The following is a 26,094-nucleotide window of genomic DNA, read 5'->3' as shown; positions in this document are numbered from 1 at the left end:
CTCGGCGGCCTCGGCCGCGCGAGGCGCCGACCGGCCCGCCGCCCCGGCCGGCGCGCCGCCGGCATTGTCGCGATAGACGTAGGTGCCGGATTTCTCCTCGCGCCCGACTTCCAGGAAGCCGCGCGACTGCGCCTCGTCCAGCAGGTTGCCGAAGGCGCGGAAGCCATAGTACGACTCGTTGAAATCCGGCCGGCGGCGCTTGAGAGCGTCCTTCAGGGCCGAGGCCCAGATCTTGCCGCTGTCGCCGCGCTCGGCCATCAGCGCCTCGAAGGTCTCGACCACCATGTCGACCGCCTGGGTCTTGCGGGCTTCCAGTTCTTCCTTGCGGCGGCGCTCCTCGTCGGGCGAGCGGCGCTGGCCGGCGTTGCCGCCGCCGCGGTTGTCGCGGCGGGCGTCGGCGGCGCGCTGGCCTTCGCGGGCCAGGTCGTCATAGAAGATGAATTCGTCGCAATTGGCGATCAGGAGGTCCGAGGTGGATTGCTTGACCCCCACCCCGATCACCTTCTTGTTGTTTTCGCGCAGCTTGGACACCAGCGGCGAGAAGTCGGAATCGCCGCTGATGATGACGAAGGTGTTGACGTGCGACTTGGTGTAGCAGAAGTCCAGCGCGTCCACCACCAGCCGGATGTCGGCCGAGTTCTTGCCCGACTGGCGCACGTGCGGAATCTCGATCAGCTCGAAATTGGCCTCGTGCATCGGCGCCTTGAATTCCTTGTAGCGCTCCCAGTCGCAATAGGCCTTCTTGACCACGATGCTGCCCTTGAGCAGCAGGCGCTCCAGCACCGGGCGGATGTCGAACTTCTGGTACTTGGTGTCGCGCACGCCAAGCGCCACGTTCTCGAAGTCGCAAAAAAGCGCCATGCTGACGTTTTCGTTGGCATTCATAAGTGTTTCTCCGTTGCCGCGGCCACCCCGGCCGCCTGGCGGGGGCGATTGGCCGCGTTTCGCCGCCCATGATATACATTTCCGCTCGCCCCGCCCCGCCGACCGCCATGCCCGACGTACCCGCCCCGCCCCCGCTCGACACCGAACGCCTGCTGCTGCGACCGCTGTGCGCGGACGACGCGCCCGCCATCCAGCGCATCTTTCCGCAGTGGGAAGTGGTGCGCTACCTGGCCGAGCAGGTGCCCTGGCCGTATCCGGCGGATGGCGCCCGCACCTACGTGGAGCAGGTGGCGCTACCGGCCATGCGGCGGGGCGCGCAGTGGCATTGGTCGCTGCGCCCGCGCACCGAGCCCGGCCGCCTGATCGGGCTGATCAGCCTGATGCGCGACGACCCGGGCAACCACCGTGGTTTCTGGCTCGACCCGGACTATCGCGGCCAGGGCTACATGACCGAGGCCAGCGAGGCGGTCACGGCCTTCTGGTTCGAGGTGCTGGACCAGCCGGTGCTGCGCGCGCCCAAGGCGGCGGCCAACGACGGCTCGCGCCGCCTGTCCGAGCGCACCGGCATGCGGCTGGTGGCCACCGAGGAACGCGGTTTCGTCTCGGGACGGCAGATGGCCGAGATCTGGGAGATCACGCGCGAGGAATGGCGGGCGCGGCGCCTGTCGGCCCCGCCGGCCCGCACGGACGGCCGCCCGGCCTGAGCGGCACAGGCGGCCGCCGGATCGCGCCGCGTGCTTGCCCTAGCGCCGGGAGGAAGGACGCGCCCCCATCCCGGCCAGCCAGGAACCCCTCACCGCGAAATAATTCTGACCCCATTTATTCCGCCGGCGGCTGCGCCCGGGCGCCGGTTCAAGCCGGCGCTTACCGCCCCTTTCGCCCCGTTTTCCGACGGATTGGCCGGCCGCTTGCGTGGCTAGAATTTGCCACCATCCCGCATTCCGTGCACGGGATGCCCCCTCGCAATCGGGCAAGATCCATGAATCCGTCTACCGTCATCGGCGCCGTTGTCGGCCTGCTCACCCTGGTCATCGTCATCGCGCTGGCCGCCACCAACCCCGGCATGTATTTCAACCTGCCGGGCCTGGCCATCGTGCTGGGCGGCACCTGCGCCGCGCTGTTCATCGCCTACCCGCTGTCCGAAGTGATGCGGGTGTTCAAGCTGGTGGTCACGGTGTTCCGCAGCGACCAGCACGACCAGCAGCGCGACATCGAGGAACTGGTCAACATGGCGCAGCTGTGGATGAACACCGACGTCCACAAGGTCGAACAGGAACTCAAGAAGGTCACCAACCCGTTCCTGCGCACGGGCGTGCAACTGATCATCGACAACACCCCCGAAGACCAGATCATCGAGCTGCTGCAATGGCGCGTGGCGCGGCTCAAGGCGCGGGAAATGGCCGAGGCGCAGATGTTCCGCGTCATGGCCACGTTCGCGCCGGCCTTCGGCATGCTGGGCACGCTGGTCGGCCTGATCAACCTGATGTCGGTGCTGGGCGACGGCAGCATGACCACCATCGGCCAGCAGCTGGCCATCGGCCTGATGACCACCTTCTACGGCATCCTGCTGGCCAACCTGGTGTGCAAGCCGATCGCCGTCAAGCTGGAACGCCGCACCGCGCGCCGCGTCGAGTCCATGAACATGGTGCTGCAGGGCATCTCGATGATGTGCGAGAAGCGCGGCCCGGCCGTGGTGCGCGAGACCCTGAACTCGTTTGTCATGCACGTCGAGGACGAAATCTACGACGGCGGCGCCTCCGCCGCGCGCGGCAAGACCGAGGGCCAGGTGTCCTCCGCCGCCAAGCCCGTATCCATTACCCGCCCCGCCGCCGCGCGCCAATGAGCCTGATTTCCCCCTCCCTGGCGCAGCGGATCGAGCAGGCCCGCCAGGCCCAGTTGCGCGCGCAGAAAGCGGCGGCCAACAGCGGCTGGCGCCCCAGCAAGAGCGACCGCAAGGACCGCTACGCCCGCTGGCACGTCGACGACACGGTCGAAAGCGACGCCGAGAACTGGCTGCTCAGCTACCTGGACCTGATCACCCTGCTGCTGGCCATGCTGGTGGTGATGCTGGCCGTGGCGCGCCTGCACGGCGGTTTCTCCGAGCCCGGCGAGACACAGGTCGACATCGTCGGCAGCCTGGCGGCCAAGGGCCTGCCGGCCTACGACGGCGAATACGCCGAATTCGACACGCCCGCCATCCCGGCCAGTTGGGCCGAACCAGCGGCGCCGGCCGCCACGGCCACCGCCACCGCCGCCGCCCCCGCGTCCGACGACGGCGAGGTGGTGGCGCAGGCCGCCCCGCCGCTGAAGGCGCCGTCCAAGGAATCACTGGGCCTGGGCGACCTGGGCAAGTCGGTCGACGTCATCATCAACGAGCAATCGGTCAGCTTCCGCATCAGCAACGAGCTGCTGTTCCCCTCGGGCCAGGCCACGCTCAGCCCGTCGGGCCTGGACGTGATCAAGCGCCTGGCCACGATCCTGAACAAGAACGACTACCAGGTCTCGGTCGAAGGCCACAGCGACCCGGTGCCGATCCAGACGCGGCAGTTCGCCTCCAACTGGGAGCTGTCCAGCAGCCGCGCCACCAGCGTGCTGCGCGAACTGGTGCGCGACGGCGTGGCCGGCAGCCGCCTGCGCGCGGTGGGCTACGCCGAGACGCGCCCGATCGAATCCAACGACACCCCGGCGGGCCGCGCGGCCAACCGGCGCGTGGAGCTGATCATGGACATCACCGCGCCGGCCAAGCCTGCCCCGGGGCAGGCCCAGCACGCCGACGGCAAGACCGCCAAGCCGGCGGCCAGCACGGCCCAGGCGCCGCAGCCGGCCGCCGCGAAGGCCGCGCCGGCGGGCGATTCCTGACGCGCTCCCGCGCCCCGGCCCCGGCCGGGAATGGCAAGCGCGGCCGGCCGCATCACGGCCCTGGCGGGAAGGCCCACGCCGCCCTGTCCGAGACATCCCAAACAGCGTAATCTGGCGGCTGCCGGCCGGGCGCCCGATGCGTGTCGGGGTCCGCGCCCTCGCGCCCCTCCAGGCGCCCCTGCCACCAGGAACCGTCCATGCCGTACATGCTTCTCATCGTCGAGCCTCCCGGCCAGCGCGCCGAGCGCACGCCCGAGGAAGGCCGCGAGGTCTACGCCCAGATGGTGCGCTACGCCGAAGGGCTGCAGGCGCGCGGCCTGCTGGCGCGCGCCGAATCCCTCAAGTCCGATGCGGACGGCGTGCGGCTGCGCGTGCGCGACGGCCAGCGCACGCTGGTTGACGGCCCCTTCGCCGAGGCCAAGGAGATGATCGGCGGCTTCTTCCTGCTCAACTGCGAGGATCGCGCGCAAGCGCTCGCGCTGGCGGCCGAATGCCCCGCGGCGCGCTGGGCCACGGTCGAGGTGCGCGAGCTGGGGCCCTGTTTCATGTAGCGCCGGGGCGTGGCCACCGGCGGGCGGGCTAGGTATTTACCCTGAACCGCGCGTTCCGATGTCGATCCACGCGCCGCTCATGCGTCGTGCCAGTACCGACCCCGCCGCGCCCCGCGGCCGGGGCCATCGATACCAGGAGATTCCCGATGCGATTCATGATCATCGTCCGCGCCAACGCCGACAGCGAATCCGGCAGGCTGCCCGAAGCCAGCCTGCTCGACGCCATGGCGACCTACCATGAAGGCCTGGCCAAGGCCGGCGTGCTGCTCGACGCCAGCGGCCTGCAGCCGTCGTCCAAGGGCTGGCGGGTGCACTACGACGCGCAGGGACAGCGCAAGGTCATCGACGGCCCGTTCGCCGACACCAAGCAACTGATCGCCGGCTACACGGTGATCCAGGCCCGCTCGCGCGAAGAAGCCCTGCAATGGACGCTGCGCTTTCCCGACCCCTTCCCCGGCCAGCCCTGCGAAATCGAGGTGCGGCAGATGTATGAACTGGAAGACTTCGGCCCCGGCCAGGAGATCGACCGTTTCCGCGACCTGCCCGGCAACGGCCAGTGAACCGCCCCATCCCCCTGAACGACGCCCGCCGCGAGACCCATCATGCACAAGCAGATCTTCGTCAACCTTCCCATCGCCGACATGGCGAAATCGCAGGCATTCTTCAGGAGCCTGGGGTTCAGCTTCAATCCGCAATTCACCAATGACCAGGGCGCCTGCATGGTGGTCGGCGACAACATCTACGTCATGCTGCTGGTGAAGGACTTTTTCCAGGGCTTCACCAACAAGCCCGTCGTCGACGCCAAAGGCGGCACCGAAGCCCTGATCGCGCTGTCCTGCGAAAGCCGCGCCGAAGTCGACGACCTGGTCGCGCGCGCCAAGGCGGCCGGCGGCACGGCGCCGCGCCCGCCGCAGGACCACGGGTTCATGTACGGACACGGCTTCGATGACCTGGATGGCCACATCTGGGAAGTGTTCTACATGGAACCCGGCGCCACACCGCAGGCATGACCGCCCCGGCCGGATCGGCGGCAACCCACCGCGCCATCGAGGCCGTCTGGCGCATCGAGGCCGCCAGCGTCATTGCCGGCGTCGCGCGCCTGGTGCGCGATGTCGGCCTGGCCGAGGAACTGGCCCAGGACGCGCTGGTGGCCGCGCTGGAGCGCTGGCCGGCCACCGGCGTGCCGGACAACCCGGGAGCCTGGCTCATGACCACCGCCAAGAACCGCGCCCGCGACCGCTTGCGGCTGGACGCCATCCACCGCCGCAAGCACGAGCAGATCGGCCACGAACTGGAGGCGCTGCAGGCCGACGTCGAACCCGATTTCGTCGAGGCGCTGGATGCCGCGCGCCAGGACGACATCGGCGACGACCTGCTGCGGCTGGTGTTCACCGCCTGCCATCCGCTGCTCTCGACCGAGGCGCGCGTGGCGCTGACGCTCAGGCTGCTGGGCGGGCTGTCCACCGCCGAGATCGCGCGCGCCTTCCTGGCCTCGGAGTCCACCATCGCCCAGCGCATCGTGCGGGCCAAGCGCAGCCTGTCGGCGGCGCGCGTACCCTTCGAAGTGCCCGGGCCGCGGGAACGGACGCAGCGCCTGGCCTCGGTGCTGGAAGTGATCTACCTGATCTTCAACGAAGGCTACGCCGCCACCTCGGGCGAGGACTGGATGCGGCCGGCGCTGTGCGACGAAGCGCTGCGGCTGGGCCGCATCCTGGCTGAATTGACGCCCGGCGACAGCGAGGTGCATGGGCTGGTGGCGCTGATGGAACTGCAGGCCTCGCGGCTGCACGCCCGCAGCGACGCCCAGGGCCGGCCGGTGCTGCTGCTGGAGCAGGACCGCGGCCGCTGGGACACCCTGCTGATCCGCCGCGGCCTGGCCGCGCTGGAACGCGCCGAAAGCCTGGGCGGGGCCAGCGGGCCGTATGCGCTGCAGGCGGGGCTGGCGGCCTGCCACGCGCGTGCGCGCCGGCCGGAAGAGACCGACTGGGCGCGCATCGTGGCGCTGTACGACGCGCTGGCGCAGGCCATGCCGTCGCCGGTGGTGGAACTGAACCGCGCCGTCGCCGTGGGCATGGCCTTCGGCCCGCAGGCCGGGCTGGACCTGGCCGACGAACTGGCGCGCGATCCAGCGCTGGCCAACTACCACTGGCTGCCCAGCGTGCGCGGCGACCTGCTGGCCAAGCTCGGGCGCCACGCCGAGGCGCGCACGGAATTCGAACGCGCCGCCGCCATGACGCGCAACGCGCGTGAACGCGAGATGCTGCTGGCCCGGGCGCGGGGGCTGCCGGCGGCGGACTGAGCGCCGCCGCGCCCCCTCCCCCATCCCGGCGGCCGCGCGCCGCGCCCGCCCGGCAGGCCCCCACGCCGCCGGACACGCCGGCGCCGGACGTGCTTAAATCCCGCCATGGCCTCCCTCCAGCCCTCCGCCGGCGGCCTGCCCGCCGCCTCCGACGCGCGCCCCGAGCCGCCGCTCGCGGGGGTGCCGCAGGCCTTCGACCATCCCAACGACCGCGCCGAATTCCGCCGCCCGGCGCACCGCCCCGGCATCGAGCTGTACCGCGCCCACATCATTCGCCACGCCTTCGAGCCGCACACCCACGAGGCCTATGGCCTGGGCGCCATCGAAACTGGCGTGGAGCGCTTCCGCTACCGCGGCGCCGAACATCTGGCGCCGCCCGGCTCGGTGGTGCTGATGAACCCGGACGAACTGCACACCGGCCGCGCCGAGACCGCGGGCGGCTGGCGCTATCGCATGGCCTATATCGACCCGGACGTGGTCGCCGAAGTGGCCGGCGAGGCCGGCTGGTGGTTCGATTGCGCGGTGGGCCATGACGCCGCCAGCGCGCAGCGCGTCACCGCCCTGCTCGACGCCCTGTGGGGCGCGCGCGAACCGCTGGCGTTCGACAGCGCGCTGCACGCGTTGCTGGCCGAGTTCCGCCGCCATGCGCGCGTGCCGGCGCCGCCGCGGCCCGAAGGCGCGCCGCGCTTCGCGCCGGTCATCGACTATCTGCGCGCCAATCTGGCGCGCCGCCTGACGCTGGAGGAGCTGGCCGCCGTGGCTGGCCTCAGTCCGTTCCACTTCCTGCGCAGCTTCCAGGCCCAGTACCACGCCACGCCGCAGCAGACGCTGATGGCGCTGCGCCTGTTCGAGGCCAAGCGCCTGCTGGCCGCCGGCGAGCCGCCCGCCCAGGCCGCGCTGGCCGCCGGCCTGACCGACCAGGCCCACCTGACCCGCGCCTTCACCCGCCGCTACGGCGTCACGCCCGCCCGCTACCAGAGGCAGGTGCGCGCCTGAGCCGCCCGGCGCCGGGCCGCGAATCGGCTGCCGCGCCGGGCTGGCGGCCCGCAGCAATCTGGTACAAGACCGGCCGCCCCGGCCGCCGCTAGACTGCCCCGTCTATCAAATACCCGTTGGGAATCTTCATGTGGGCAGGAACCTTGTACGCGCTGGCGGCCGGACTGATGTGGGGGCTGGTGTTCGTCGGCCCGCTGCTGCTGCCGGAATACCCCGCCGCCCTGCAATCGGTGGCGCGCTATCTGGCTTTCGGCCTGATCGCCATCCCGCTGGCCTGGCTCGACCGCAAGGCGCTGCGCCAGCTCAGCCGCGCCGACTGGATCGAGGCCCTGAAGCTGGCCGCCATCGGCAACCTGCTGTACTACCTGTGCCTGGCCAGCGCCATCCAACGCGCCGGCGGCCCGGTGCCCACCATGATCATCGGCACGCTGCCGGTGGTGATCGCCATCTGCGCCAACCTGCGCAACGCGCGCCGCGACGGCCGCCTGCCCTGGAAGCGGCTGGCGCCCTCGCTGGCGCTGATCGCGCTGGGCATCGCCTGCGTCAACCAGGTCGAATTGCAGGCGCTGCGCCAGGAGGCCGACGCCGACCTGTCGCGCTACGCCATCGGCGCCGTGCTGGCGCTGGGCGCCGTGGCGTGCTGGACCTGGTATCCGCTGCGCAACGCCGATTGGCTGCGCGACCATCCGGGCCGCAGTCCGCGCACCTGGGCCACCGCCCAGGGCGTGGCCACCCTGCCGCTGGCGCTGGCCGGCTACGGCCTGCTGTGGGGCGGCATGGCCGCCACCGGCAGCGGTTTCGATATGCCGCTGGGGCCGCGCCCGCAGGTGTTCCTGGGCCTGATGATCCTCATCGGCCTGTTCGCCTCGTGGCTGGGCACGCTGTGCTGGAACGAAGCCAGCCAGCGCCTGCCGACCGCGCTGGCCGGGCAGTTGATCGTGTTCGAGACGCTGGCGGCGCTGGCCTACGCCTTCATTCTGCGCGGCAGCATGCCGCAGCCGTTGACGCTGGCCGGCATCGCCCTGCTGATGATCGGCGTGCTCAGCGCGGTGCGGGTCAAGCCCGAGCCGCTGCCCGCATAGACGGCGTCGGCGCTCAAGCGCGCGCCGGCAAGCGGACAAGGCCGCCAGGCCCTAGAATGCGAGGCGCTTTTTTTTGCGCGATCCAGGACCTGGATGGACCTGGATGCCATCACCCGGATCGGGACCATGGCCTGGCGCCGCCGGGCCGGCCGAGCGGGACGCAGATCGATACCACACGCCTTCATGAAAACAACAACGATTGCCCTGGCCGCGCTGGGATTTTCCGCGCTGGTTCAAACTTCGCCTTCCCATGCCGAGAACATCAACGGCAGGAATCTGTTCCAGCAACGCTGCGCCATGTGCCATGGCGCGGACATCAAGGGAAGCGGGCCGCTGGCCAGGAAAAGCAACCCGCCCACCCCGGATCTGACCACCGCCGCCTTCAGGAAGCGGCTGATCGACTATCCGGGCGTCATCGTGTCCTCGGTGATCCTGCGTCCCAACGTCGACCTGATTCCCAGGACCTTGCGCGAAAACGGCGTGAAGGTGCCGCCGCACGCCTGGACGGTCAAGGATTTCCGCGACCTGAATGAATACATGACCGGCGTGATAGCCAAGAGCCGCTGACGCATGATCCGCCGCCCTCGCCGACGCGCGCCGGTGGCAATGCCATGGCGGCGCGCGCACGACCGCGGCTAGATGATCTCCGACAGCCGCCGCAGGTCGTCGATGACCTCGAACGCGCCTTCGTCCAGCAGGCGCTTGCGCTGGTCCGGCCCGTTGTGCGAGGCGCCGATGTAGCCCACCGCGCGCATGCGCGCGGCGCGGGCGGCGCGCACGCCGGGCACGCTGTCCTCGACCACCACGCACTCCAGGATCGCGGTGCGCATCTGCCGCGCGGCGAACAGGAACACGTCCGGCGCCGGCTTGCCATGCGACACCTGCGCGGTGCTGAATACGTTGGGCGCGAATTCCTCCCACAGCCCGACCAGTTTGAGCGCCGCCTCCAGCTTGGGCGGCGTGCTGCTGGAGGCCACGCAATACGCCATGCCGCGCTGGCGCAGGGCGGCCAGGGTCTCGCGCACCCCGGGCAAGGCGCGCAGCTCCTGGCGGAAGGTGTCCTGCAGCCGGTCGGCGTACTGGCGCGGAAAATCCGCCGGCAAGGCGCGCGCGTTCTCGTCCTGCAGGATCTGCCACATATCGGCGTCGGGAATGCCGGCGAATCGCCGCGCCGCTTCCTGCGGCGTGATGGCGATGCCGTGTTCGGCCAGCGCGCGCGACTGGGCGCGGGCCGCGATGATTTCGCTATCGATCAGGACGCCATCGCAATCGAAGATGACCAGGCGCGGGGCGGGCGTAGGCATGGAGACTCCAGCGGGAACAATGCCCCATGATAGGCCGTTCGCATGACAGCCGCCGCATCGGCGCGCCGCGGCCGGATCCCGCCCTTACAAGCGGGCGCCGTGCAGCCGCCGCAGGCGCCAGGCGATGGCCACGCCGCCCAGCGCCGCCGCCGCCACCACCAGCGAGGCCTGCGCCCAGCCATAGCGGTCGATCACCCCGCCCACCGTCACCGGCCCGATCACCTGCCCCAGGTTGCTGCCCATCATCACCAGGCCGACCGTGGCCGCCGTCAGCGCGGGCCGCGGCGCCACCCGCGGCGCGGTGCCCAGCAGCGTCGCCGGGATCAGGCCGCCCACGGCCGAGAACAGCACGCACAGCAGGAAGGTCGGCATCGCCGGGAACACCGAGCGGAAAATCAGCAGCGCCACCCCGCCCATCGCCACGCTGGCGCAGGCGATCAGGGTCGAGCGCCGCCAGCCGCGCGACAACAGCACGCCGGCGCCCAGGTTGCCGATGATGTTGGCGGCGCTGGCGGCCGCGCTGTACAGCCCGGCGGTGGCCAGCGGCAGGCCGAGCTTGTCCATCAGCAGCACCGGCAGGAAGGTGAACAGCGCGAAGAACATCAGGCTGTAGAGCGTGAACGAAGCCGCCAGCAGCATCGGGCCGGCCGCGCCCAGCGTATCGGTGGTGTCCTGCCGCAGCCCGCGCCAGGACAGGCCGGCGCCGGCGGGCGTGGGCGGCGCCAGCGCGGCGACGCAGGCCAGCGCGATCACGGCGGCCGCGCCGGCGCACCACCAGTAGGCGTGCCAGTCGCCGAAGGCCTGCGAGGCCAGCATCGCGATCGCCATGCCCGCCGGCATGTAGCAGCTCCACAGCGCGAAGGCCAGGTCGCGGCTGGCGGGCAACACCAGGCGCTGCAAGGCCGCCGGACCGGCCACCGTGATCAGCAGGAACCCCAGGCCCTCGACCACGCGCGAGGCCAGCAGCACGGCATAACCTGGCGCCAGCGCGCCCGCCGCCGTGCCTGCCGCGACCGTCGCCAGGCCCGACAGCAGCATGCGGCGCGCGCCGAAACGCGCGATCACGCCGCCCGCCGCGATGCCGCCCAGCACGCCCAGGATCGAGAACACCGCCGTCAGCGTGCCGATCGACGCCAGGTCCAGCCCCAGGTCGCGCCGCAGCAAGGGCGCCGCGATAATCACCTTGCCGACCTGCAACGACGCCACCACGCCGGCGCCTACGATCGCCAGCACCGCCCCCCAACGGGTCGCCGCCGGCTGGCCGGCCCGCGCCGCGCCCTCCATCTTGTCCATCCGTGCCTCTCCTCGCTTGCAATGCCGCCAGCATGCCGGCCGGAACCGATTCTGATAAGTGATAATCTTTTGATGGAACCGATCTTGAAAATAGATCAGGACGCACGATGATAGACGCCCTCACCCTGGACCAGCTACGCGTGTTCGCGGCCGTGGCCGACACCGGCAGTTTCCGCGCCGCCGCTCGCCAGCTGGCGCGGGTGCAGTCGGCCGTCAGCCATGCCATCGCCAACATGGAAACGCAGCTGGGCGTGAAGCTGTTCGACCGGGGCGGCCACCGCCCTGTCATGACGCCGGAAGGCCAGGCGCTGCTGGCCAATGCGCGCGACATCCTGCTGCGGGTCGACGCCATGCGGGCCCGCGCCCAGGGATTGGGCGAAGGGGTCGAGCTGGAACTGTCGCTGGCGGTGGACACCCTGTATCCGATCGCCCAGGTCGGCGCCGCGCTGAACCGCCTGCGGGCGGCCTATCCGTCGGTCGCCACGCGCGTCGCGGTGCTGCCGCTGGGCGGACCGATCGCCGCGCTGCTCGATGGCAGCCACCAGTTGGGCATCATCGCCGGCGAACATTTCCGCCATCCGCGCATCGCCATGCAGGCGCTGTCGTCGGTGCAGATGGTGGCGGTGGTCGGCGCCAGCCATCCCCTGGCCGCGCGCGTAGCCGACGGCGCGGCGCTGAGCGCGCCCGATCTGGCCGATCACCTCCAGATGGTGCAGATCGATCCGTCCACGCTCAGCGCCGGCCGCGACTTCGCGGTGCTGTCGCCGCAGACCTGCCGCGTCAGCGGCCAGGACACCAAGCATGCGCTGATCCTGGCAGGCCTTGGCTGGGGCCGCCTGCCGCTGTGGCTGGTGGCGCGCGACCTGGCCGAAGGCCGGCTGCTGCGCCTGCCCACCGGCAGCCTGGGGCGCGGCAGCCAGGTGGCCACGGAGGTCTACCTGGCGCATCGCATCGACCAGCCGCTGGGCCCGGCGGCGCGCACGCTGGCGGCGGCGCTGGCGGGGGACTGAGCCGGCGCGCCTTATCGGCGACAAGCGCCCGCCTACAGCGCCCGGCGGCGCACCGACGCGCGCGCCGGCGACTGCCCCGCCCACCTCGGCGCCGACCATCGAAAGCGCGCGATCCCGGGCCCGCCCGCCTCAGGCGCGCGGCGGCTGCGCGTAGCTCACGCCCATGCCGGCGCGCACGTCGTTCTGGATGCCGTATGGCGGGATGGGATAACGCAGGCCATTGGCCGACAGCGCCTTCATCCCTTCGATCGCCATGGGCAGGTAGCGCGGCGGCAACGCCATCAGCATTTCCTCGTCCGGCACGCCGCCGTAGCGGCGCTCGGCATAACAGGGCAAGGACAGGCTGGGCTCGCCGGTGGCCAGCGCCCGCCCCCAGGAGTCGGCACAGGCGGTCTCGCCCACCACGCTCCAGTCGAAGCGCCGGTAGTTTTTCCACTGCAGGCCATTGACCAGGATGATCATCTGCCCGGGCGTCGCATAGATCAGGCAGATGTCGGGCGGATCGAGCCGGCCCGAGGCCAGCGGCGACACCACCATCGCCCGGTACCTGCCCGCCGGCACGCAGGACAGGGCCCCCTGGCGGGCGCGGGCGTCGGCCTCGGTGGCGTGCCACACGCCGACGTACTCCTTGCCGCTGCGCCAGGCCTCGTCCTGCGGCCCCAGGCCGATCACCGCGCGGCACTGCGCGCCGACCAGGTCGTCGCCGGTGATGCCAACGGTCCAGCCCAGCCGCGCCGCCATGCCGACGATCTGGTCGGTGGTATGGGTGGCCTTGGGCCGGCGCAGCCCCTTCACGCCGGCCAGCGCCGCCTCGTCCTCGTACAGCTTCATGCCGATGACCGTGGTCTTGAGCCGCAGCAGGCGGTTCAGGTCATCGACCAGCGCCGCCCAGTCGCGCGGCGCATCCTGCGTGGTCACTTGGGTTGTCTCTTCCATGCCCGTCCTTTGGACTTGTCGTTGGAACGGGCAAGACTACACGAGCGCGGCGCGCGCGCGCCAACCTGTGCGGCCGCAACCGCGCCGCCCGCGCTCAGGGGCGGCAGGACTTCATCAGGTACTTCGGCGATTCCTCGTAGCCCTGGCGGTAATAGAAGCGGTGCGCGTCAGTGCGGCGCTGGTGGCAGTGCACCTCGATGCGGTCACAGCCGCGCGCCCGCGCCAGCGCCTCGGCCGCCTCTTCCAGCGCCCGGCCCACCCCGCTGCCGCGCGCCGCGTCGCTGACACAGAAATAGGTGATGCGGCAGAAATCCCCGGGCAGCGCCAGTTGCGCCATGAAGTGCAGGCCGATGAAGCCCAGCAGCCGGTCGCCCTCCTCGGCCACCAGCAGCTCGGCATCGCGGTGCCCCAGCAGGCGTTCGATCTTCCCGGGCACGAAGCCCTCGGTGCCGGGATAACCCAGTTGGGCCAGCAGGTCAGCGATATCGGCGGCGTCGCCGGCCTGTGCATTGCGGATGATCATGGCGCCTCGCGCAAAAGCGTGGATGCTAGGCTGGCACGATGTCGCCGCGATGACCGCGCCCGGCCCCGCGCGCCGGGGCGTCAGACGCGGTTGTCATCCTGCCGCAACATCCCGAACAACGCCTGCACCGCCGGCGAGCCGGCCGCGCCCGGCGCCGCGGCCAGGGCAAAGCGCCGCAGTACCGGCGCGGCCAGCGGCAAGACGCGCAGGCCCCGGCGGTTCTCCGGCAGCGTCAGTTCCGGCACCAGCGCCACGCCAACGTTCTCGCGCACCAGCGCAAATGCGCTGGCCCATTCCATCACCGTGGCGCGCACATCGGCCAGCGCCAGCCCGGCGTCCGCCGCCACGCTGCCGGCATGCACGCTGCAACCGCCGGTGGCCAGCACGAAGGGCTGCGCCACCAGTTGCGCCAACGTCACCGACGCGCCGCGCGCCAGCGGATGCGCCGCCGGCAGCACCGCCACCCAATCGTCCTCGCCGAGCGGACAGGTGGCCCGGCCGGGGGGAGGATTCAACACCACGCCCACGTCCACGGTATCCGCCGCCAGCAGGTTCTCGATCTCGCTGTCGCTGGCTTCCAGCGGCACCACCTCGATGGCCGGATGCAATTGGCGAAAGCGCCGCAACACCGGCGGCAGGATGGTCGAGAACACCATCGGGAAACTGGCCAGCCGCAACACCCCGCCGGGCGCGCCGGACGCCTCCTGCGCCAGCGCGCGGATGCGGCCCAGCGCGGCCAGCATGACGCGCGCCTCCTGCGCCACCCGCAAGCCCAGCGCGGTGGGCAAGCTCTGGCGTCGCTCGCGGGTGAACAGCGGCGCGCCCAGGTGCTCTTCCAACTGGGCAATGGCCTGGCTGGCGCCCGACTGCGTCATGCCCACCTGTTTCGCGGCGTGCGTGATGTTGCCGGCGTCCACCACTGCCAGCAACAGCCGCCAATGGATCAGGTTCATCATGGCATCAGTTCAACTTATTTCATGTTTATGAAGCAGTAATTTTACGGATACTTCGGTAATAGGCATCCTGACGCTTCCCCCTTCCTGGAATGCCTTGCATGAAGCTCTACTACGCCCCCGGCACCTGCTCGCTGTCCCCCCACATCGTGCTGCGCGAACTCGGCCTGTCTTTCGACCTTGCGCGAGTCGACAACCGCAGCAAGCGCACCGCCGACGGCGGCGACTTCCTGGCCATCAACCCCAAGGGCTACGTCGCCGCGCTGCAACTGGATGACGGCCGGGTCCTGACCGAAGGCCCCGCCATCGTCCAATACCTGGCCGACCTGCGGCCCGAGGCTGGCCTGGTCCCGCCCGCCGGCAGCTGGGCCCGCAGCCAGTTGCACGAATGGCTGAACTTCATCTCGGCGGAAATCCATGGCGGCTTCGGTCCGCTGTTCAATCGCGATCTGCCCGAGGCGGCACGCGCGTGGTGGCAGGCGCGGCTGGAAAAGCGACTGGATTACGTCGCCGCCGCCCTGCGCGAGCGGCAGGCCCTGGTACAGGATCGCTACGGCGTGGCCGACATCTATCTGTACTCGGTGCTGCGCTGGGCGCCGCAACTCGACGTGGACCTGACGCGCTGGCCTGTCTTGATGGAATTCCAGCGCCGCGTCGAAACCCGCCCTGCCGTGCGAGCCGCGCTGGCCGCGGAAGCGCAGGGTTGAGCGGCAAGGGAACGGCGCGCCATCGCCCCCACTAGCCGCCTGGCCTGCGGCGCGCTATGCCCCGATGGTGCGCAGCGCCCGCTGGCAGATGCGCTGCGTCGCCGCGACCGGGCTGTGCGTCAGCCAGCGCGCGCACACCCGCCGGACCCAGTCGGGCTGGTCCTTGCTGGCGTCGTTCAACCAGTTCGCCACCGAATCCTGCACATAGACCGCCGGATCGGCGCGCAGCGGCTCCAGCAGCGGCAGCGCCCGCCCCGGATCCGCCTTGAGCGCGGCGATGTGCGCGCACCAGACGCCGCGTGGCCGCAGCGCCTCGCTGGCAAAGCGGCGCAGGCGCTCGGACGGCAGCGCCGTCCAGGGTTGCAGTTGCGTGATGGCCGCGTCCAGCTCGGCCGTCAACGCCGGCCGCAGCGCCAGCCAGGCCCATTCGCGCACGCCGAAGTGCGCGTCGTCGGCCAACGGCCGGATGCGCGCCAGGCGCTGCGCCAGCGGCACATCCGGCGCCGCCCCGATCATGAAGCAGGCCCAGCCGCGCGCGGTGTCGGACGCCTGCGCCGCCATCTGCGCGCAGCCGGCCGGGCCCAGGCGTTCATGCAGGATGCGCGCCGCCACCGCCATGCGCCTGGAGATGCCCAGCCCCGCCGCGGCCCGCATGGCGGCGATGCCATCGGCGCCCACCTCGGGCGCCAGCGCCTGCATCAACCGGGCAAAGTCCACCGCCAGGCACTCGGTCAGGTGCGTGGCCGGCGCGCCCGCGTTCAGCCGCGCCAGGCGGTCGGCGCCGATGTCCTTGACGCCTCGACGGGCGGCGCTCATGGCGCATCCTTCGCCAACGCCGCGCGCCCGCTGTCGGTGCCGCGCCATACCTTCGCCAGCAGTTCGCCGAGCTGGCGCCGCTCGGTGGGCGAAAGCGGGTCGAACAACGAGCCGATCCACTGCGTGTGCTCCTTGAACAACCTGGCCGCCGCCGTCCTGCCCTTGGGCGTCAGGACCACCGCGATCCGGCGCCGGTCGTCCTGCCCCGGCTGGCGCGAAACGAAGCCGTCGCGCTCCAGTCCATCGAGCAGGCCGGTGACGGTGGCGCGCGTCACGCCCGCGCGCGTCGCGAGTTCGTGCGGCGACAGGCCGCCCGCCTGACCGTGCAGCAGGAATAGCAGCACGAACTTGCCTTCCGATAACTGCCGCGGCGCCAGGCGCGCGGCGCAATCGCGGTCGATGGCGCCGGCCAGGGCCAGCACCTGCAAACACAACCGCATGCCGTCCGCGGATTGCAGCCCGCGGCGGGCGGCCTCGTCCAGCAGCGCGTGGTGCTTGGGTTCCAGCATGGCGGAAATAAGGGAAATGGCGGGTGGCATGGGGTTTCGGCATTTGATACGGCAGCATATGATAAGGCGACTAATCATATGAGGCAACCCGGCGGGACATGGCGACATCCCGCCGATCGATCGCCCCCGCGCGGCGCCCGCCTGGCGAAGTGCTAGCATCCGAAGCATGACTTCGATTCTGCACGCCCACCCCATCGACCCGGCCATCCGCGAGCGCGTCATGGCGACCCTGGAACACATCGAACAGCGCCACGATGTCCGCGTCCTGCTCGCCTGCGAATCCGGCAGCCGGGGCTGGGGCTTCGCCTCGCCAGACAGCGACTATGACGTGCGCTTCCTGTACGTGCACAAGCTGGACTGGTACCTGCGCGTGGCGCCCCAGCGCGACGTGATCGAGCTGCCCATCGACGACGAGCTGGACGTGTCCGGCTGGGAACTGCGCAAGGCGCTGCAACTGCTGCGCGGCTCCAACCCCACCCTGTTCGAATGGCTGGATTCGCCCGTGCTGTATCGCCAGGACGACGCCACCAGCGCCTGGCTGCGGCACTTCCGCAGCGAGTATTTCTCGCACATCAAGGGCCGCTGGCATTACGTGGCCATGGCCGGCCGCAACTTCCGCGAATCGCTGCAGGGCGACACGGTGCGGCTCAAGAAATACCTGTACGTGTTGCGTCCGGTGCTGGCCGCGCAATGGATCGACAGCGGCCGCGGCATCCCGCCGATGCGTTTTGCCGACCTGGCCGATGCCATGGTCACCGACCCCGCGCTGCGCGACGAGATCAACGCGCTGCTGGCCATCAAAATGCAGGCCGGCGAGGCCGAGCACGGCCCGCGCTTCCCGCTGATCCACGGCTATCTGGAAACCACGTTGCCGACCCTGGAAAAGGCGCCCTTCTTCGACCGGCCGGACGGCCAGACCGAGCGGTTGGACCGGTTCCTGTACGAAGTCGTGACCGGCGCGCCGCTGACGTATTGAACGCCGCCGCAATGCCGCCCACCCCGACCATCACCCTGCGCCGCCTGCGCACGGACGACGTACCCATGATCCTGGCGCTGGAATCCGACCCCGAGGTCATGCGCCACAGCACCGGCGTCAAACCCGCCACGCAGGCGCGCCGCCAGGAACTGCTGGAATGGTTGCGGACGCCGCCGGATGACATCGGCCATTGGGCCGTGATCGATCCCCACGATGTCGCGGTGGGCTGGATCAGCCTGACGCGGCTGGAGGACACGGGCGCGTTGCAGCTGGCCTACCGGCTGCTGCGGGCGGCGTGGGGTCGCGGCTATGCCACGCAAGCCGCGCGCCAACTGTGCGATTACGCCTGGCGCGCGCTGGACGCCACGGAACTGGTGGCCGTCACCTGGCCCGACAACCTGGGCTCACAGCGCGTGCTGGACAAGCTGGGCTTCACCTTCCGCGCCATTGAAACGCATTATGGCCGCGACACTCGCGTCTACGTGCTGGCGCGTCCGGGGCACTGATCGCCGACCTGAACGCCGCCGTTCACTCGCTTTGGCATGGCGCCACGCGATCGCGGCGGTCCGGTCGCGCACGAGCGATGCGCCGGCCAGCGCTTTGCGGGTACCCTATCGCCTTTCCATCACCCGCACAGTCCCTCATGTCCGACACCACGCAGCCCTTCGACGTTTCGAACTACATCGCCCAGAGCCTGGAAGGCATGCGGGCCGCCACCTCGGCGCACTGCGCCACCTGGCACCTGGACGAAGCCGAGCAATGGTCCTTGGACATGGACAGCGGCCTGATCGTGTTCCAGCTGCCCGGCGGCATCACCGCGCAAGCGCCGGTGCAGATCGTCGGCACCTCCAATAGCGAGGACAGCAGCTTCCTGTGGGGCTGGGATCACCCGTCGGTGCCCGCCGAACTGGCCGAACACGCCCAACTGGCGCTGGCCTTCGGCAAGGCCCACGGCCTGGAGGCATACACTCACCGCAAGGTGCCATGCGATGACGCCCTGGCCTGGGAATTCACCGCCGTGGCCATGCGGCTGGGCGAGGCCAGCGGCTCGTACCGCGCGCGGGCCTCGGAGACCGCCCACGTCTGGATGACGTTCGGCCAGGTGACCTTGTCCAAGGCCTGACGCGCCGGCGGCGCGCGCCGCCGCGCCGCCGTCAGGCCGCGTCCGGAAGAATCCCGGTATAAGCCGCGCGCGGCCGGATCACATCGGGGCTGCCGCGCTGCTCCAGGCCATGCGCCAGCCAGCCGATCGAGCGTCCCAGCGCGAACAGGCCGAAGGCCGCGCCCGGCGGCAGGCCCAGATGGCGCCGCACCGCCACCAGCGAGAAGTCCACCGAGGGCCGCTGCCCCGATAGCTCGAACGCCTGCTCGATCAATGTCTCCCACTCGGGGCGCCGCGGCAGTATCCGCGCCAGCAAGGCGCTGGCGCGCGGATCGCCCGCGGGGTAAAGGTGGTGGCCAAAACCCGGCATGTCTTCGCCCCGCGCCAGCCGCTCGCGCAAGCCCCGCGCCAGCCGCTGGCCGGCGTCCGCGCCGCCACCGCCACGTTCCAGTTCCTCCCACATCGCCTCGACGCGCGCGGTGGTGGCGCCGTGGCGGCCGCCCGTCAACGCCGCCAGCCCGCCCACAATACCGGCGCGCAGGCTGGCGCCCGTGGACGCGATGCAGCGCGCGGTGAAACTGGAGGCGTTCAGTTCGTGGTCGGCGCACAGCACCAGCGCCATGCGGATAAGATCCGCGCCCGCCGCGTCCACGCCCCATGCGCGGGCGCACTGCGCGTGGATCGGCGCGTCGTCCGGCGCGGTCTGCAGCAGGCAGGCCGCCAGCGTGCGCACCAGCGCGCCGCAGCCCTGCGCCTGGCGCTCGGGCGAGCGCTGCCACAAAGCGGTCGCATCGTCATCGCTGGCCGCCGTGAACAGCGGCAACAGCGCGGCCTCGGCGCGCTGGCCGCGATGGCGCGCGAACAGCGCCGCCAGATCTTCGGGCAACCGCGGCGCGGCCGCGCCGAACGCCATCGCCTGGTCGCATTGCCACAGATGCGCGGCCACCGCTTCCACCGAGGACGATTGCGCCAGCGCCACGGCGTTTTCACCGCGATAGAACAACTGGCCATCCTCGATCAGGGTGATGGCCGACTCCAGCACCGGCAGGCCCCAGTTCAGCGTCGCCTTGGCCACCTCTTTCGGCTTGCGGCCACGGGTGCGCTGCGCCGCCAGCCGTTCGACGTCCTCGGCCAGGTAGCGGCTTTCGCGCGGCGTGGCGCCAGCCTCGGCGTGCAGCAATCCCCGGCTGACGTAGGCGTACAGGGTCTGGCGCGACACCCCCAGGCGGGTGGCCGCGGCGGCGGAGGTCAGGTAATTGGGCATGGGTTGCGAGACGGGGAACGAAGGCAATGGGTTGATTATATTAATCAACATTGACAATTAATGCGGCAAGATGAATCCTGGCGTCATCGCTCAACGACCCGCAAGCAACATGTCCGCCATCCATCGCCCCCTCCCCCCCTCGCCCGCCACCGCCGACTACCTGCGCCAGTTCTGGCTCGCGGCGGGCGGCGATCCCGCCCTGCTGAGCCAGGTCGCCATCACCGGCCAGGGCGCCTTGCCCTCGGCCTTCGCCGTCACGGAATTCGCCACCGCCGCGATCGGCGCCGCCGGCCTGGCCATGGCGGAGTTCGTTGCGGCCGGCGCAGGCGCGGCCGGTGCGCCCGCCGTGCCGGCCGTCGAGGTCGACCAACGCCTGGCCTCTTTCTGGTTCGGCACCAGCCTGCGCCCCATCGGCTGGAGCATGCCGCCGCTGTGGGACGCCGTCGCCGGCGACTACCGCGCCGCGGACGGCTGGATCCGGCTGCACACCAACGCGCCCCATCATCGCGACGCCGCCCTGGCGGTCCTGGGCGCGGCCGCCGACCGCGACGCCGTCGCCCGCGCCGTGGCGCGCTGGCGCGCCGACGAACTGGAAGCGGCGGTAGTCGAACACAACGGTTGCGCCGCCGCCATGCGCGGCCTGGACGCCTGGCGCCAGCATCCGCAAGGCCAAAGCGTTGCCGCCGAACCCCTGCTGCACCGCGCCGCCAGCGGCGGCGGCGCCCGCCCTGCCTGGCGCATTTCGCGCCAGCGCCCGTTGCAGGGCCTGCGGGTGCTGGATCTGACCCGCATCCTGGCCGGCCCCGTGGCCACGCGCTTCCTTGCCGGCTTTGGCGCGGACGTATTGCGCATCGACCCGCCCGGCTGGGAGGAGCCCGGCACGGTGCCCGAGGTCGTGCTGGGCAAGCGTTGCGCGCGCCTGGACCTCAAGTCCGCCGAGGGGTTGGCCACGCTGCAACGCCTGCTGTCCCAGGCCGACGTGCTGATCCACGGCTATCGCGCCGACGCCCTCGCCCGCCTGGGCCTGGACGCCGAGCGCCGCCGCCAGCTCAACCCGACGCTGGTCGACGTATCGCTGGACGCCTATGGCTGGAGCGGTGCGTGGCGGGGCCGCCGCGGCTTCGACAGCCTGGTGCAGATGAGCACCGGCATCGCCGAGGCCGGCATGCGCGCCAAGGGTGGCGACCGCCCGGTGCCGTTGCCGTGCCAGGCGCTGGACCATGGCACCGGCTATCTGATGGCGGCGGCGGCGATCCGGGGCTTGACCGAACGGCTGGCCACCGGCGCGGGCGGCACCACGCGCGCGTCGCTGGCCCGCAGCGCGCAGCTGCTGGTCGCGCATGGCGGCTTGCTGGAAGGCGGGCCGGCATTGGCGCCGGAAAGCGCAGCCGACTGGTCCGAACAAATCGAGGCAACCGCGTGGGGCCCGGTCCGGCGCGTCAAGCCGCCGCTGCGGATCGCGGACACGCCGCAATCGTGGGATTACCCGGCAAGCGCCTTGGGATCCTCCGAGGCGGCCTGGCGCGATGGCTCGCGTTAGCCCGGGGCCGCCTCAAAGCACAAACGCGCGCAAGTTGGCGACCCGTTCGGCCAGGCCGTCCGCGCCCAGGTAATGGCCCAGCTTGCCCGCTCGCACGCGGCGCAGGTCTTCCTCGTAGCGGGCCGCCATCGCGTCGCGCGCCTCGGCATACGCCGCCGCGATCCCCTCGCCGGCGGCGGCGGCGATCACGCGCGCGGCCTCGGGCGACCCGCAGGCCACACAGCGCGCCACGCCCAGGCCGTCGGCCCGCGCCCCGCGCGCCAGCAACTGCGCCACCAGGTCGGCGGGCGGCTCGCGATCGAATCGATGGATCGCCTCCGCGCTGACCGGCGTGCCGGCCCGCAACAGCGCCCGCGCCGCCGCATAGGCGTGCTGCGTCAGCGCCACGTCCAGCGCCAGCGCGCTGCCGCGCAACGGCTGGTCAAAGCCCACGCCCTGCGCCGCCAATTGCGCCACCAGCGCGCCGTCGTCATGCGCCAACGCATGCCGCAAGGCCAGCCTGGCCAGCGTGGGCGACTGGCCCAGCGTGCCGGCCGCCAACGGCGCGCGCCAGTCCACCAGCGCCCGGCGATAGAACGCCGCCAGCTTGTCCGCCAGGGCCTGCGGCATGCCGTGATCGGCCACGCGCTCGTCCAGGTATTCCAGCACCCGTATGCCGGTGCTGTCGGGGTCCTCGATATCCTGCTCCAAGTAGAGCGCGGCAAAGGCCGCGCGCAGGTCCGCCGCGACGGTCGCGATGGCGTCCTGCTGCAACGCATGCGTCCAGCCCGGCAGCCCCTGCTTCCAGGCCACGATGCTGCCGGCCCGCGGGCCGGGCTCCACGCACACATAGATGCGGTCGCAGTATTCGAAGCCGCCGATCGGCAGATAGCGCAGCTTGCCGTCCCAGGCCTCGCCATGTTCCGCGGCGGCCTCTTCGGCGCATTCCTGCTCGTGCTCGATCCAGCCCGCCAGGTCGCGGTAATGGTCACTGCCGTCATAGAACAGCTCGGACCAGCTGAGGGCCTCTTCGTTGCCGTCCATGCGCGCATGCAGGTCGTAGGCCAGTTCGCCGCCAGCGGTCAGGCGCCACAAGTCGCGCAGCGCATCGGGCAAGGGGCCGGCACAGGCCGCTTCAATCTCGTCGATGCGCGCCTCGTCCAGGGGCGGCTGGACCGCGATCAGGACGCGATCGGCGAACACGGCAATGCCGTGTTGGCGCAGCGACTGGATGTCGTCGGCGGAAAAATGATGCTCGCTCATGTTCAGGTTTCCTGGGAGATGGCGGTTCGGATTCTACCCGTGGGGGATGGGGACGACGCCACGGCAGACGCAGGCGCCTTGCCGCATCGCCGACGAACTCCCCGCGCCCGCGGCGCGGTGGTAGATTGGCGGCATCCACGAATGGACGTGGCAACGGGGAACGGCAGCGATGGCGGGAGCGTCATGGACGGGCTGATCATGGCCGCGGCGCGGGCGCTGGCCAGCGGCGATCCGCTGGGCGCGTTGAGCCGGGTGGCACTGCGCGACGATGCGCCGGCGCTGGCATTGCGCGGCATCGCGCTGGCGCAGTTGGGTGACTTTGAACGCGCCCGCGCCCTGGTGCGGCGCGCCGCCCGCGCGTTCGGCGCCCGGGACCCGGTAGCGCGGGCTCGCTGCGTGGTGGCCGAGGCCGAGATCGCGCTGGCCGCGCGCGACCTGGGCTGGCCACAGACAGCGCTCGATACGGCCCGCGCCACGCTCGAGCAGCATGGCGATCGGCGCAACGCGGCCTATGCCGGCTATCTGGCCGGCCGCCGCCTGATCCTGATGGGACGGCTGGAGCAGGCCGAACAGGTGCTGTCGGAACTGAATCCCGCCCCTTTTCCGCCGGCCTTGCGAGCGGTGCACGAGCTGGCCCTGGCCGGCATTGCGCTGCGGCGCCTGCAGGCCACGGCGGCACGCGCCGCGCTGGACCTGGCCGCGCGCGCCGCGCAAGCGGCCGGCATCCCGGCGCTGCAGGCCGAGGTGCGCCAGGCGTCGCTCGCGCTGGAAGCGCCGGCCGCGCACCTGCTCCGCGCCGGCGACACGCAGGTGCTGCGCCTGGAGCAGGTGCAAGCGCTGCTCGCGTCCGACACGCTGGTGATCGACGCATGCCGTTATGCCGTGCATGGCGCGGGCCGCACCCTGGCCCTGGCCAGCCGGCCCGTGCTCTTCACCCTGGCGCAGGCGCTGGGCCAGGCGTGGCCGGATGACGCGCCGCGCGACGCCTTGATCGCGCAGGCGTTCCGCACCCGCCATCCGGATGACTCGCACCGCGCGCGGCTGCGGGTGGAAATCGGCCGGTTGCGGGCGGCCTTGGCGCCCTGGGCAGAAATCCGGGCAACGCGCCAAGGCTTTGCATTGATGCCGGCCGCGCGCGCCGTTGCCGTGTTGACGCCGCCGGTGCGGGACCGCCACGCCGCCGTGCTGGCGCTGCTGGCCGACGGCCAAGCCTGGTCCAGTTCGGCGCTGGCGCTGGCCACCGGCGCCAGTCAGCGCCAGGTGCAGCGCGCCCTGGAGGCGCTGGCGGCCTCCGGCCAGGCGCATTCGCTCGGCCAGGGCCGGGCGCGGCGCTGGCTCACGCCGCCCCTGCCCGGTTTCGCGACGACATTGTTACTCCCGGTCCCGCTGCCGAATGCCTAGCATGGACGTGTCATCCCCCTAACAAGGACAGCGTCATGAAAACCAAACCCGCGGAAATCCTCCGTGAATACGGCCCCTTCCCCGGCGTCACGGACGTGCACGGCGTTTCGTACGACGGCAGCCGCATCTGGATCGCGGTCGGCGACAAGCTGCACGCGCTGGATCCGGCCAGCGGCGACGTGGTTCGTACCATCGACGTCATCGCCCGCGCCGGCACCGCCTTCGACGGCAAGCACCTCTACCAGTTGGCCGACAGCATCATCCAGAAAATCGACCCGGCATCGGGCCGCGTGCTGGCCACCGTGCCGGCGCCCGAAGGCGGCGGCAATTCCGGCATGACCTGGGCCGAAGGCATGCTCTGGATCGCGCGCTACAAGGACCGCAAGATCCACCAGGTCGATCCCGCCACCGGCGCCGTCCTGCGCACCATCGCGTCCGACCGCTACGTGACCGGCGTCACCTGGGTCGATGGCAACCTGTGGCACGGCACCTGGGAGGACGACGCCAGCGAGCTGCGGCGGGTGAACCCCGCCAGTGGCGAGGTGTTGGAACGACTGGCGATGCCGCCCGGCGCGTACGTGTCCGGCCTGGAATCGGACGGCGGCGACGTGCTCTATTGCGGCGGCGCCACCAGCGGCCGGGTGCGCGCGGTGCGCCGGCCGCGCACCAGCGCCTGATCCGCCCCGATCCGCCCCCGCTTCCCCCGACCCACCCTGATCCTCCCCGATCCGCCCTGCCCCGCGATGCCCCGCCGGCCAGCGCGGCGGGCGTTCCTGTTTGCGGCGCGGGTGGTCCGCCGCCGGAGCCGCGGCGCCCGCGCCGCGAGTTTCCCGCGCCCCCTGCCGCCGCGCCGTCCTGACAAATTGTTGCAGGCATTGGCGCGGCGGCCCTTTTCCGACCCAGCGAGCCCCCGCCAGCGTGTAAACTCCCCCCTTTTTGACTCTGGTGGTATGTTGCAAGCCCCACAGCGCACAGGTTTAAGCGGCCCGACGCTCATTCGCTTGCTGACTCGCCTGACGGAAGTCGACGCGCCGGAATCCCGGCAGCCGTTGTCGGATCATCTGAGCCAGTGGCTCGGCTGGACCGACGCGATTGCCCTGTCCGCCGCCCTGAACAACCGCCCGCCGGCGATCGCGCCGGGCGCGCGCCAGTTCAGCAGCGCCGAGGAGCGCGAGTGCGAGCGCGTCCGCACCACGCTGGCCGATGCCATCGCCAGCGACACCGCGGCCACGGCCGCCAAGCGGCAGATGCCGGGACAGGTGTCCGCCAAGGTGGCGGCGCTGCAGGCCGACGACGCCGATTACTCGAATTTTCGTCAGCGTTATCTGTCGTTGCAGCACACGATGGAAACCAGCATCGGCAACCTGCGCAGCCGCCTGCGCGGCATGCTCGCGGCCAAAACGCCGGAGATGACGCGTCTGGCGGTGGTGGACGCCATCATGGACCGCGCCCTGCTGCCGCGCGAGCGGACGCTGCTGGGCGCGATTCCGAAGTTGCTGCAGGGGCATTTCGACCGGCTGCGGCTGGCCGAACAGGCCGCGCTGGAAGCGGCGGCGCAAGCGCAAGCCGAGGCCGGCGTGCCGGCCGGAACGGCGGACGAGCCGGCGGCCGATGCCCCAGCGCCGGCCGCGCCGGGGGGCAGCGCAACGGACGACGCTCCCGCCGCCGCGCCCGTGCAGGCGGCGGCCTGCGCGGCGCCGCAGCCCGCTTTATCCGCGCCCACGCCGGGCGCGTGGCTGGAGACGTTCCGCAAGGATATGCGCAGCGTGCTGCTGGCCGAATTGGATGTTCGTTTACAACCGGTGGAAGGGCTGCTTGCCACCCTTCGCGCCAGCTAACCGGGACA

The 26,094-nt window shown here is 71.3% G+C and carries 29 protein-coding genes; 19 read left to right on the top strand and 10 right to left on the bottom strand.

What is annotated here, in order from left to right; genetic code table 11:
* Positions 1–885: NYN domain-containing protein (locus HV742_RS26970; RefSeq protein ID WP_217482424.1), on the bottom strand; the 885-nt coding region annotated here is incomplete at its 3' end.
* A 107-nt stretch (positions 886–992) separates the two neighbouring features.
* Here HV742_RS26970 and HV742_RS26965 point away from each other — a divergent pair.
* The 10 genes from HV742_RS26965 (at position 993) to HV742_RS26920 (ending at position 9,239) form a co-directional block, all read left to right on the top strand.
* Complete coding sequence (locus HV742_RS26965; protein WP_059270935.1) at positions 993–1,589, top strand: GNAT family N-acetyltransferase; 597 nt, start codon at positions 993–995, stop codon at positions 1,587–1,589.
* Positions 1,590–1,864: 275 nt separating this feature from the next.
* Positions 1,865–2,728, top strand: coding sequence for a motility protein A (locus HV742_RS26960; protein ID WP_054416575.1), 864 nt, complete (start codon positions 1,865–1,867; stop codon positions 2,726–2,728).
* Entirely contained in the window at positions 2,725–3,744 is a 1,020-nt protein-coding gene (locus HV742_RS26955) for an OmpA family protein (RefSeq protein ID WP_175146831.1), read from the top strand. Before HV742_RS26960 ends, HV742_RS26955 begins: the two co-directional genes overlap by 4 nt.
* Before the next feature lie 197 nt (positions 3,745–3,941).
* Entirely contained in the window at positions 3,942–4,295 is a 354-nt protein-coding gene (locus HV742_RS26950) for a YciI family protein (RefSeq protein WP_059270940.1), read from the top strand.
* Positions 4,296–4,441: 146 nt separating this feature from the next.
* Complete coding sequence (locus HV742_RS26945; protein ID WP_175146830.1) at positions 4,442–4,855, top strand: YciI family protein; 414 nt, start codon at positions 4,442–4,444, stop codon at positions 4,853–4,855.
* A gap of 42 nt (positions 4,856–4,897) precedes the next feature.
* On the top strand, positions 4,898–5,305 hold the full coding sequence (locus HV742_RS26940; RefSeq protein WP_063583594.1) for a VOC family protein: 408 nt from the start codon (positions 4,898–4,900) through the stop codon (positions 5,303–5,305).
* Positions 5,302–6,594, top strand: coding sequence for an RNA polymerase sigma factor (locus HV742_RS26935; RefSeq protein ID WP_175146829.1), 1,293 nt, complete (start codon positions 5,302–5,304; stop codon positions 6,592–6,594). The genes HV742_RS26940 and HV742_RS26935 overlap by 4 nt, the downstream gene beginning before the upstream one ends.
* Positions 6,595–6,699: 105 nt before the next feature.
* Entirely contained in the window at positions 6,700–7,590 is an 891-nt protein-coding gene (locus tag HV742_RS26930; RefSeq protein ID WP_404798837.1) for an AraC family transcriptional regulator, read from the top strand.
* A gap of 128 nt (positions 7,591–7,718) precedes the next feature.
* The gene (locus HV742_RS26925) at positions 7,719–8,672 is read left to right on the top strand and encodes a DMT family transporter (protein ID WP_059270943.1); all 954 of its coding nucleotides are present in this window, start codon (positions 7,719–7,721) and stop codon (positions 8,670–8,672) included.
* Positions 8,673–8,855: 183 nt separating this feature from the next.
* Entirely contained in the window at positions 8,856–9,239 is a 384-nt protein-coding gene (locus HV742_RS26920) for a c-type cytochrome (protein ID WP_175146835.1), read from the top strand.
* Between the two features lie 68 nt (positions 9,240–9,307).
* Here the strand turns inward: HV742_RS26920 and HV742_RS26915 are convergent, their stop codons facing one another.
* Together HV742_RS26915 and HV742_RS26910 are read right to left on the bottom strand one after the other, a co-directional pair.
* On the bottom strand, positions 9,308–9,976 hold the full coding sequence (locus tag HV742_RS26915) for an HAD family hydrolase (RefSeq protein ID WP_175146828.1): 669 nt from the start codon (positions 9,974–9,976) through the stop codon (positions 9,308–9,310).
* A gap of 84 nt (positions 9,977–10,060) precedes the next feature.
* Positions 10,061–11,269 carry an MFS transporter gene (locus tag HV742_RS26910; RefSeq protein ID WP_175146827.1) on the bottom strand — a complete coding sequence of 403 codons (1,209 nt, stop codon included), beginning with the start codon at positions 11,267–11,269 and terminating at the stop codon, positions 10,061–10,063.
* 107 nt (positions 11,270–11,376) lie between these two features.
* Here HV742_RS26910 and HV742_RS26905 point away from each other — a divergent pair, with 107 nt between their 5' ends.
* Positions 11,377–12,279, top strand: a complete 903-nt coding sequence (locus HV742_RS26905; protein WP_175146826.1) for a LysR family transcriptional regulator — start codon at positions 11,377–11,379, stop codon at positions 12,277–12,279.
* Between the two features lie 129 nt (positions 12,280–12,408).
* Here the strand turns inward: HV742_RS26905 and HV742_RS26900 are convergent, their stop codons facing one another.
* From HV742_RS26900 to HV742_RS26890, 3 genes are all read right to left on the bottom strand, one after another.
* On the bottom strand, positions 12,409–13,215 hold the full coding sequence (locus HV742_RS26900; protein ID WP_175146825.1) for a DUF169 domain-containing protein: 807 nt from the start codon (positions 13,213–13,215) through the stop codon (positions 12,409–12,411).
* Between the two features lie 94 nt (positions 13,216–13,309).
* Entirely contained in the window at positions 13,310–13,738 is a 429-nt protein-coding gene (locus HV742_RS26895; protein ID WP_100505578.1) for a GNAT family N-acetyltransferase, read from the bottom strand.
* Between the two features lie 80 nt (positions 13,739–13,818).
* A complete protein-coding gene (locus HV742_RS26890) occupies positions 13,819–14,694 on the bottom strand; it encodes a LysR family transcriptional regulator (RefSeq protein WP_175146824.1) in 876 nt (291 codons plus the stop codon).
* 98 nt (positions 14,695–14,792) lie between these two features.
* Between HV742_RS26890 and gstA the strand changes: the two genes are divergently transcribed.
* Entirely contained in the window at positions 14,793–15,398 is a 606-nt protein-coding gene (gstA, locus tag HV742_RS26885; protein ID WP_175146823.1) for a glutathione transferase GstA, read from the top strand.
* Positions 15,399–15,452: 54 nt separating this feature from the next.
* Here the strand turns inward: gstA and HV742_RS26880 are convergent, their stop codons facing one another.
* Positions 15,453–16,214 (bottom strand): DNA alkylation repair protein, encoded by a 762-nt coding sequence (locus HV742_RS26880; protein WP_175146822.1) that lies wholly within the window; start codon positions 16,212–16,214, stop codon positions 15,453–15,455.
* On the bottom strand, positions 16,211–16,753 hold the full coding sequence (locus HV742_RS26875) for a MarR family winged helix-turn-helix transcriptional regulator (protein WP_175146821.1): 543 nt from the start codon (positions 16,751–16,753) through the stop codon (positions 16,211–16,213). The genes HV742_RS26880 and HV742_RS26875 overlap by 4 nt, the downstream gene beginning before the upstream one ends.
* A 136-nt stretch (positions 16,754–16,889) precedes the next feature.
* Here HV742_RS26875 and HV742_RS26870 point away from each other — a divergent pair, with 136 nt between their 5' ends.
* The 3 genes from HV742_RS26870 (at position 16,890) to HV742_RS26860 (ending at position 18,822) form a co-directional block, all read left to right on the top strand.
* A complete protein-coding gene (locus HV742_RS26870) occupies positions 16,890–17,699 on the top strand; it encodes a nucleotidyltransferase domain-containing protein (RefSeq protein WP_175146820.1) in 810 nt (269 codons plus the stop codon).
* 11 nt (positions 17,700–17,710) lie between these two features.
* The gene (locus tag HV742_RS26865) at positions 17,711–18,205 is read left to right on the top strand and encodes a GNAT family N-acetyltransferase (RefSeq protein WP_175146819.1); all 495 of its coding nucleotides are present in this window, start codon (positions 17,711–17,713) and stop codon (positions 18,203–18,205) included.
* Positions 18,206–18,342: 137 nt separating this feature from the next.
* Positions 18,343–18,822, top strand: coding sequence for a DUF6882 domain-containing protein (locus HV742_RS26860; protein ID WP_100505585.1), 480 nt, complete (start codon positions 18,343–18,345; stop codon positions 18,820–18,822).
* A 31-nt stretch (positions 18,823–18,853) separates the two neighbouring features.
* Here the strand turns inward: HV742_RS26860 and HV742_RS26855 are convergent, their stop codons facing one another.
* Positions 18,854–20,065 (bottom strand): citrate synthase family protein, encoded by a 1,212-nt coding sequence (locus HV742_RS26855; RefSeq protein ID WP_175146834.1) that lies wholly within the window; start codon positions 20,063–20,065, stop codon positions 18,854–18,856.
* A gap of 109 nt (positions 20,066–20,174) precedes the next feature.
* Here HV742_RS26855 and HV742_RS26850 point away from each other — a divergent pair, with 109 nt between their 5' ends.
* Positions 20,175–21,605, top strand: coding sequence for a CoA transferase (locus HV742_RS26850; protein ID WP_175146818.1), 1,431 nt, complete (start codon positions 20,175–20,177; stop codon positions 21,603–21,605).
* 12 nt (positions 21,606–21,617) lie between these two features.
* Here the strand turns inward: HV742_RS26850 and HV742_RS26845 are convergent, their stop codons facing one another.
* Entirely contained in the window at positions 21,618–22,847 is a 1,230-nt protein-coding gene (locus tag HV742_RS26845; RefSeq protein ID WP_059270964.1) for an SMI1/KNR4 family protein, read from the bottom strand.
* A gap of 183 nt (positions 22,848–23,030) precedes the next feature.
* On the opposite strand from HV742_RS26845, the gene HV742_RS26840 reads away from it, so the two are divergent.
* The 3 genes from HV742_RS26840 to HV742_RS26830 all read left to right on the top strand — a co-directional run bounded on the left by HV742_RS26840 (position 23,031) and on the right by HV742_RS26830 (position 26,086).
* Positions 23,031–24,248: a helix-turn-helix domain-containing protein gene (locus HV742_RS26840; RefSeq protein WP_175146817.1), complete on the top strand. Its 1,218-nt coding sequence runs from the start codon at positions 23,031–23,033 to the stop codon at positions 24,246–24,248.
* Between the two features lie 35 nt (positions 24,249–24,283).
* Positions 24,284–24,925: a Vgb family protein gene (locus tag HV742_RS26835; protein ID WP_175146816.1), complete on the top strand. Its 642-nt coding sequence runs from the start codon at positions 24,284–24,286 to the stop codon at positions 24,923–24,925.
* 273 nt (positions 24,926–25,198) lie between these two features.
* Entirely contained in the window at positions 25,199–26,086 is an 888-nt protein-coding gene (locus tag HV742_RS26830) for a DUF3348 domain-containing protein (RefSeq protein WP_175146833.1), read from the top strand.
* Positions 26,087–26,094 lie beyond the last annotated feature (8 nt).

This window comes from Achromobacter ruhlandii (assembly GCF_902859695.1).
Lineage (GTDB): Bacteria > Pseudomonadota > Gammaproteobacteria > Burkholderiales > Burkholderiaceae_B > Achromobacter > Achromobacter ruhlandii.
Note: the sequence above shows the minus strand (reverse complement) of the source record. Positions and strands in the feature narration are given on the sequence as shown.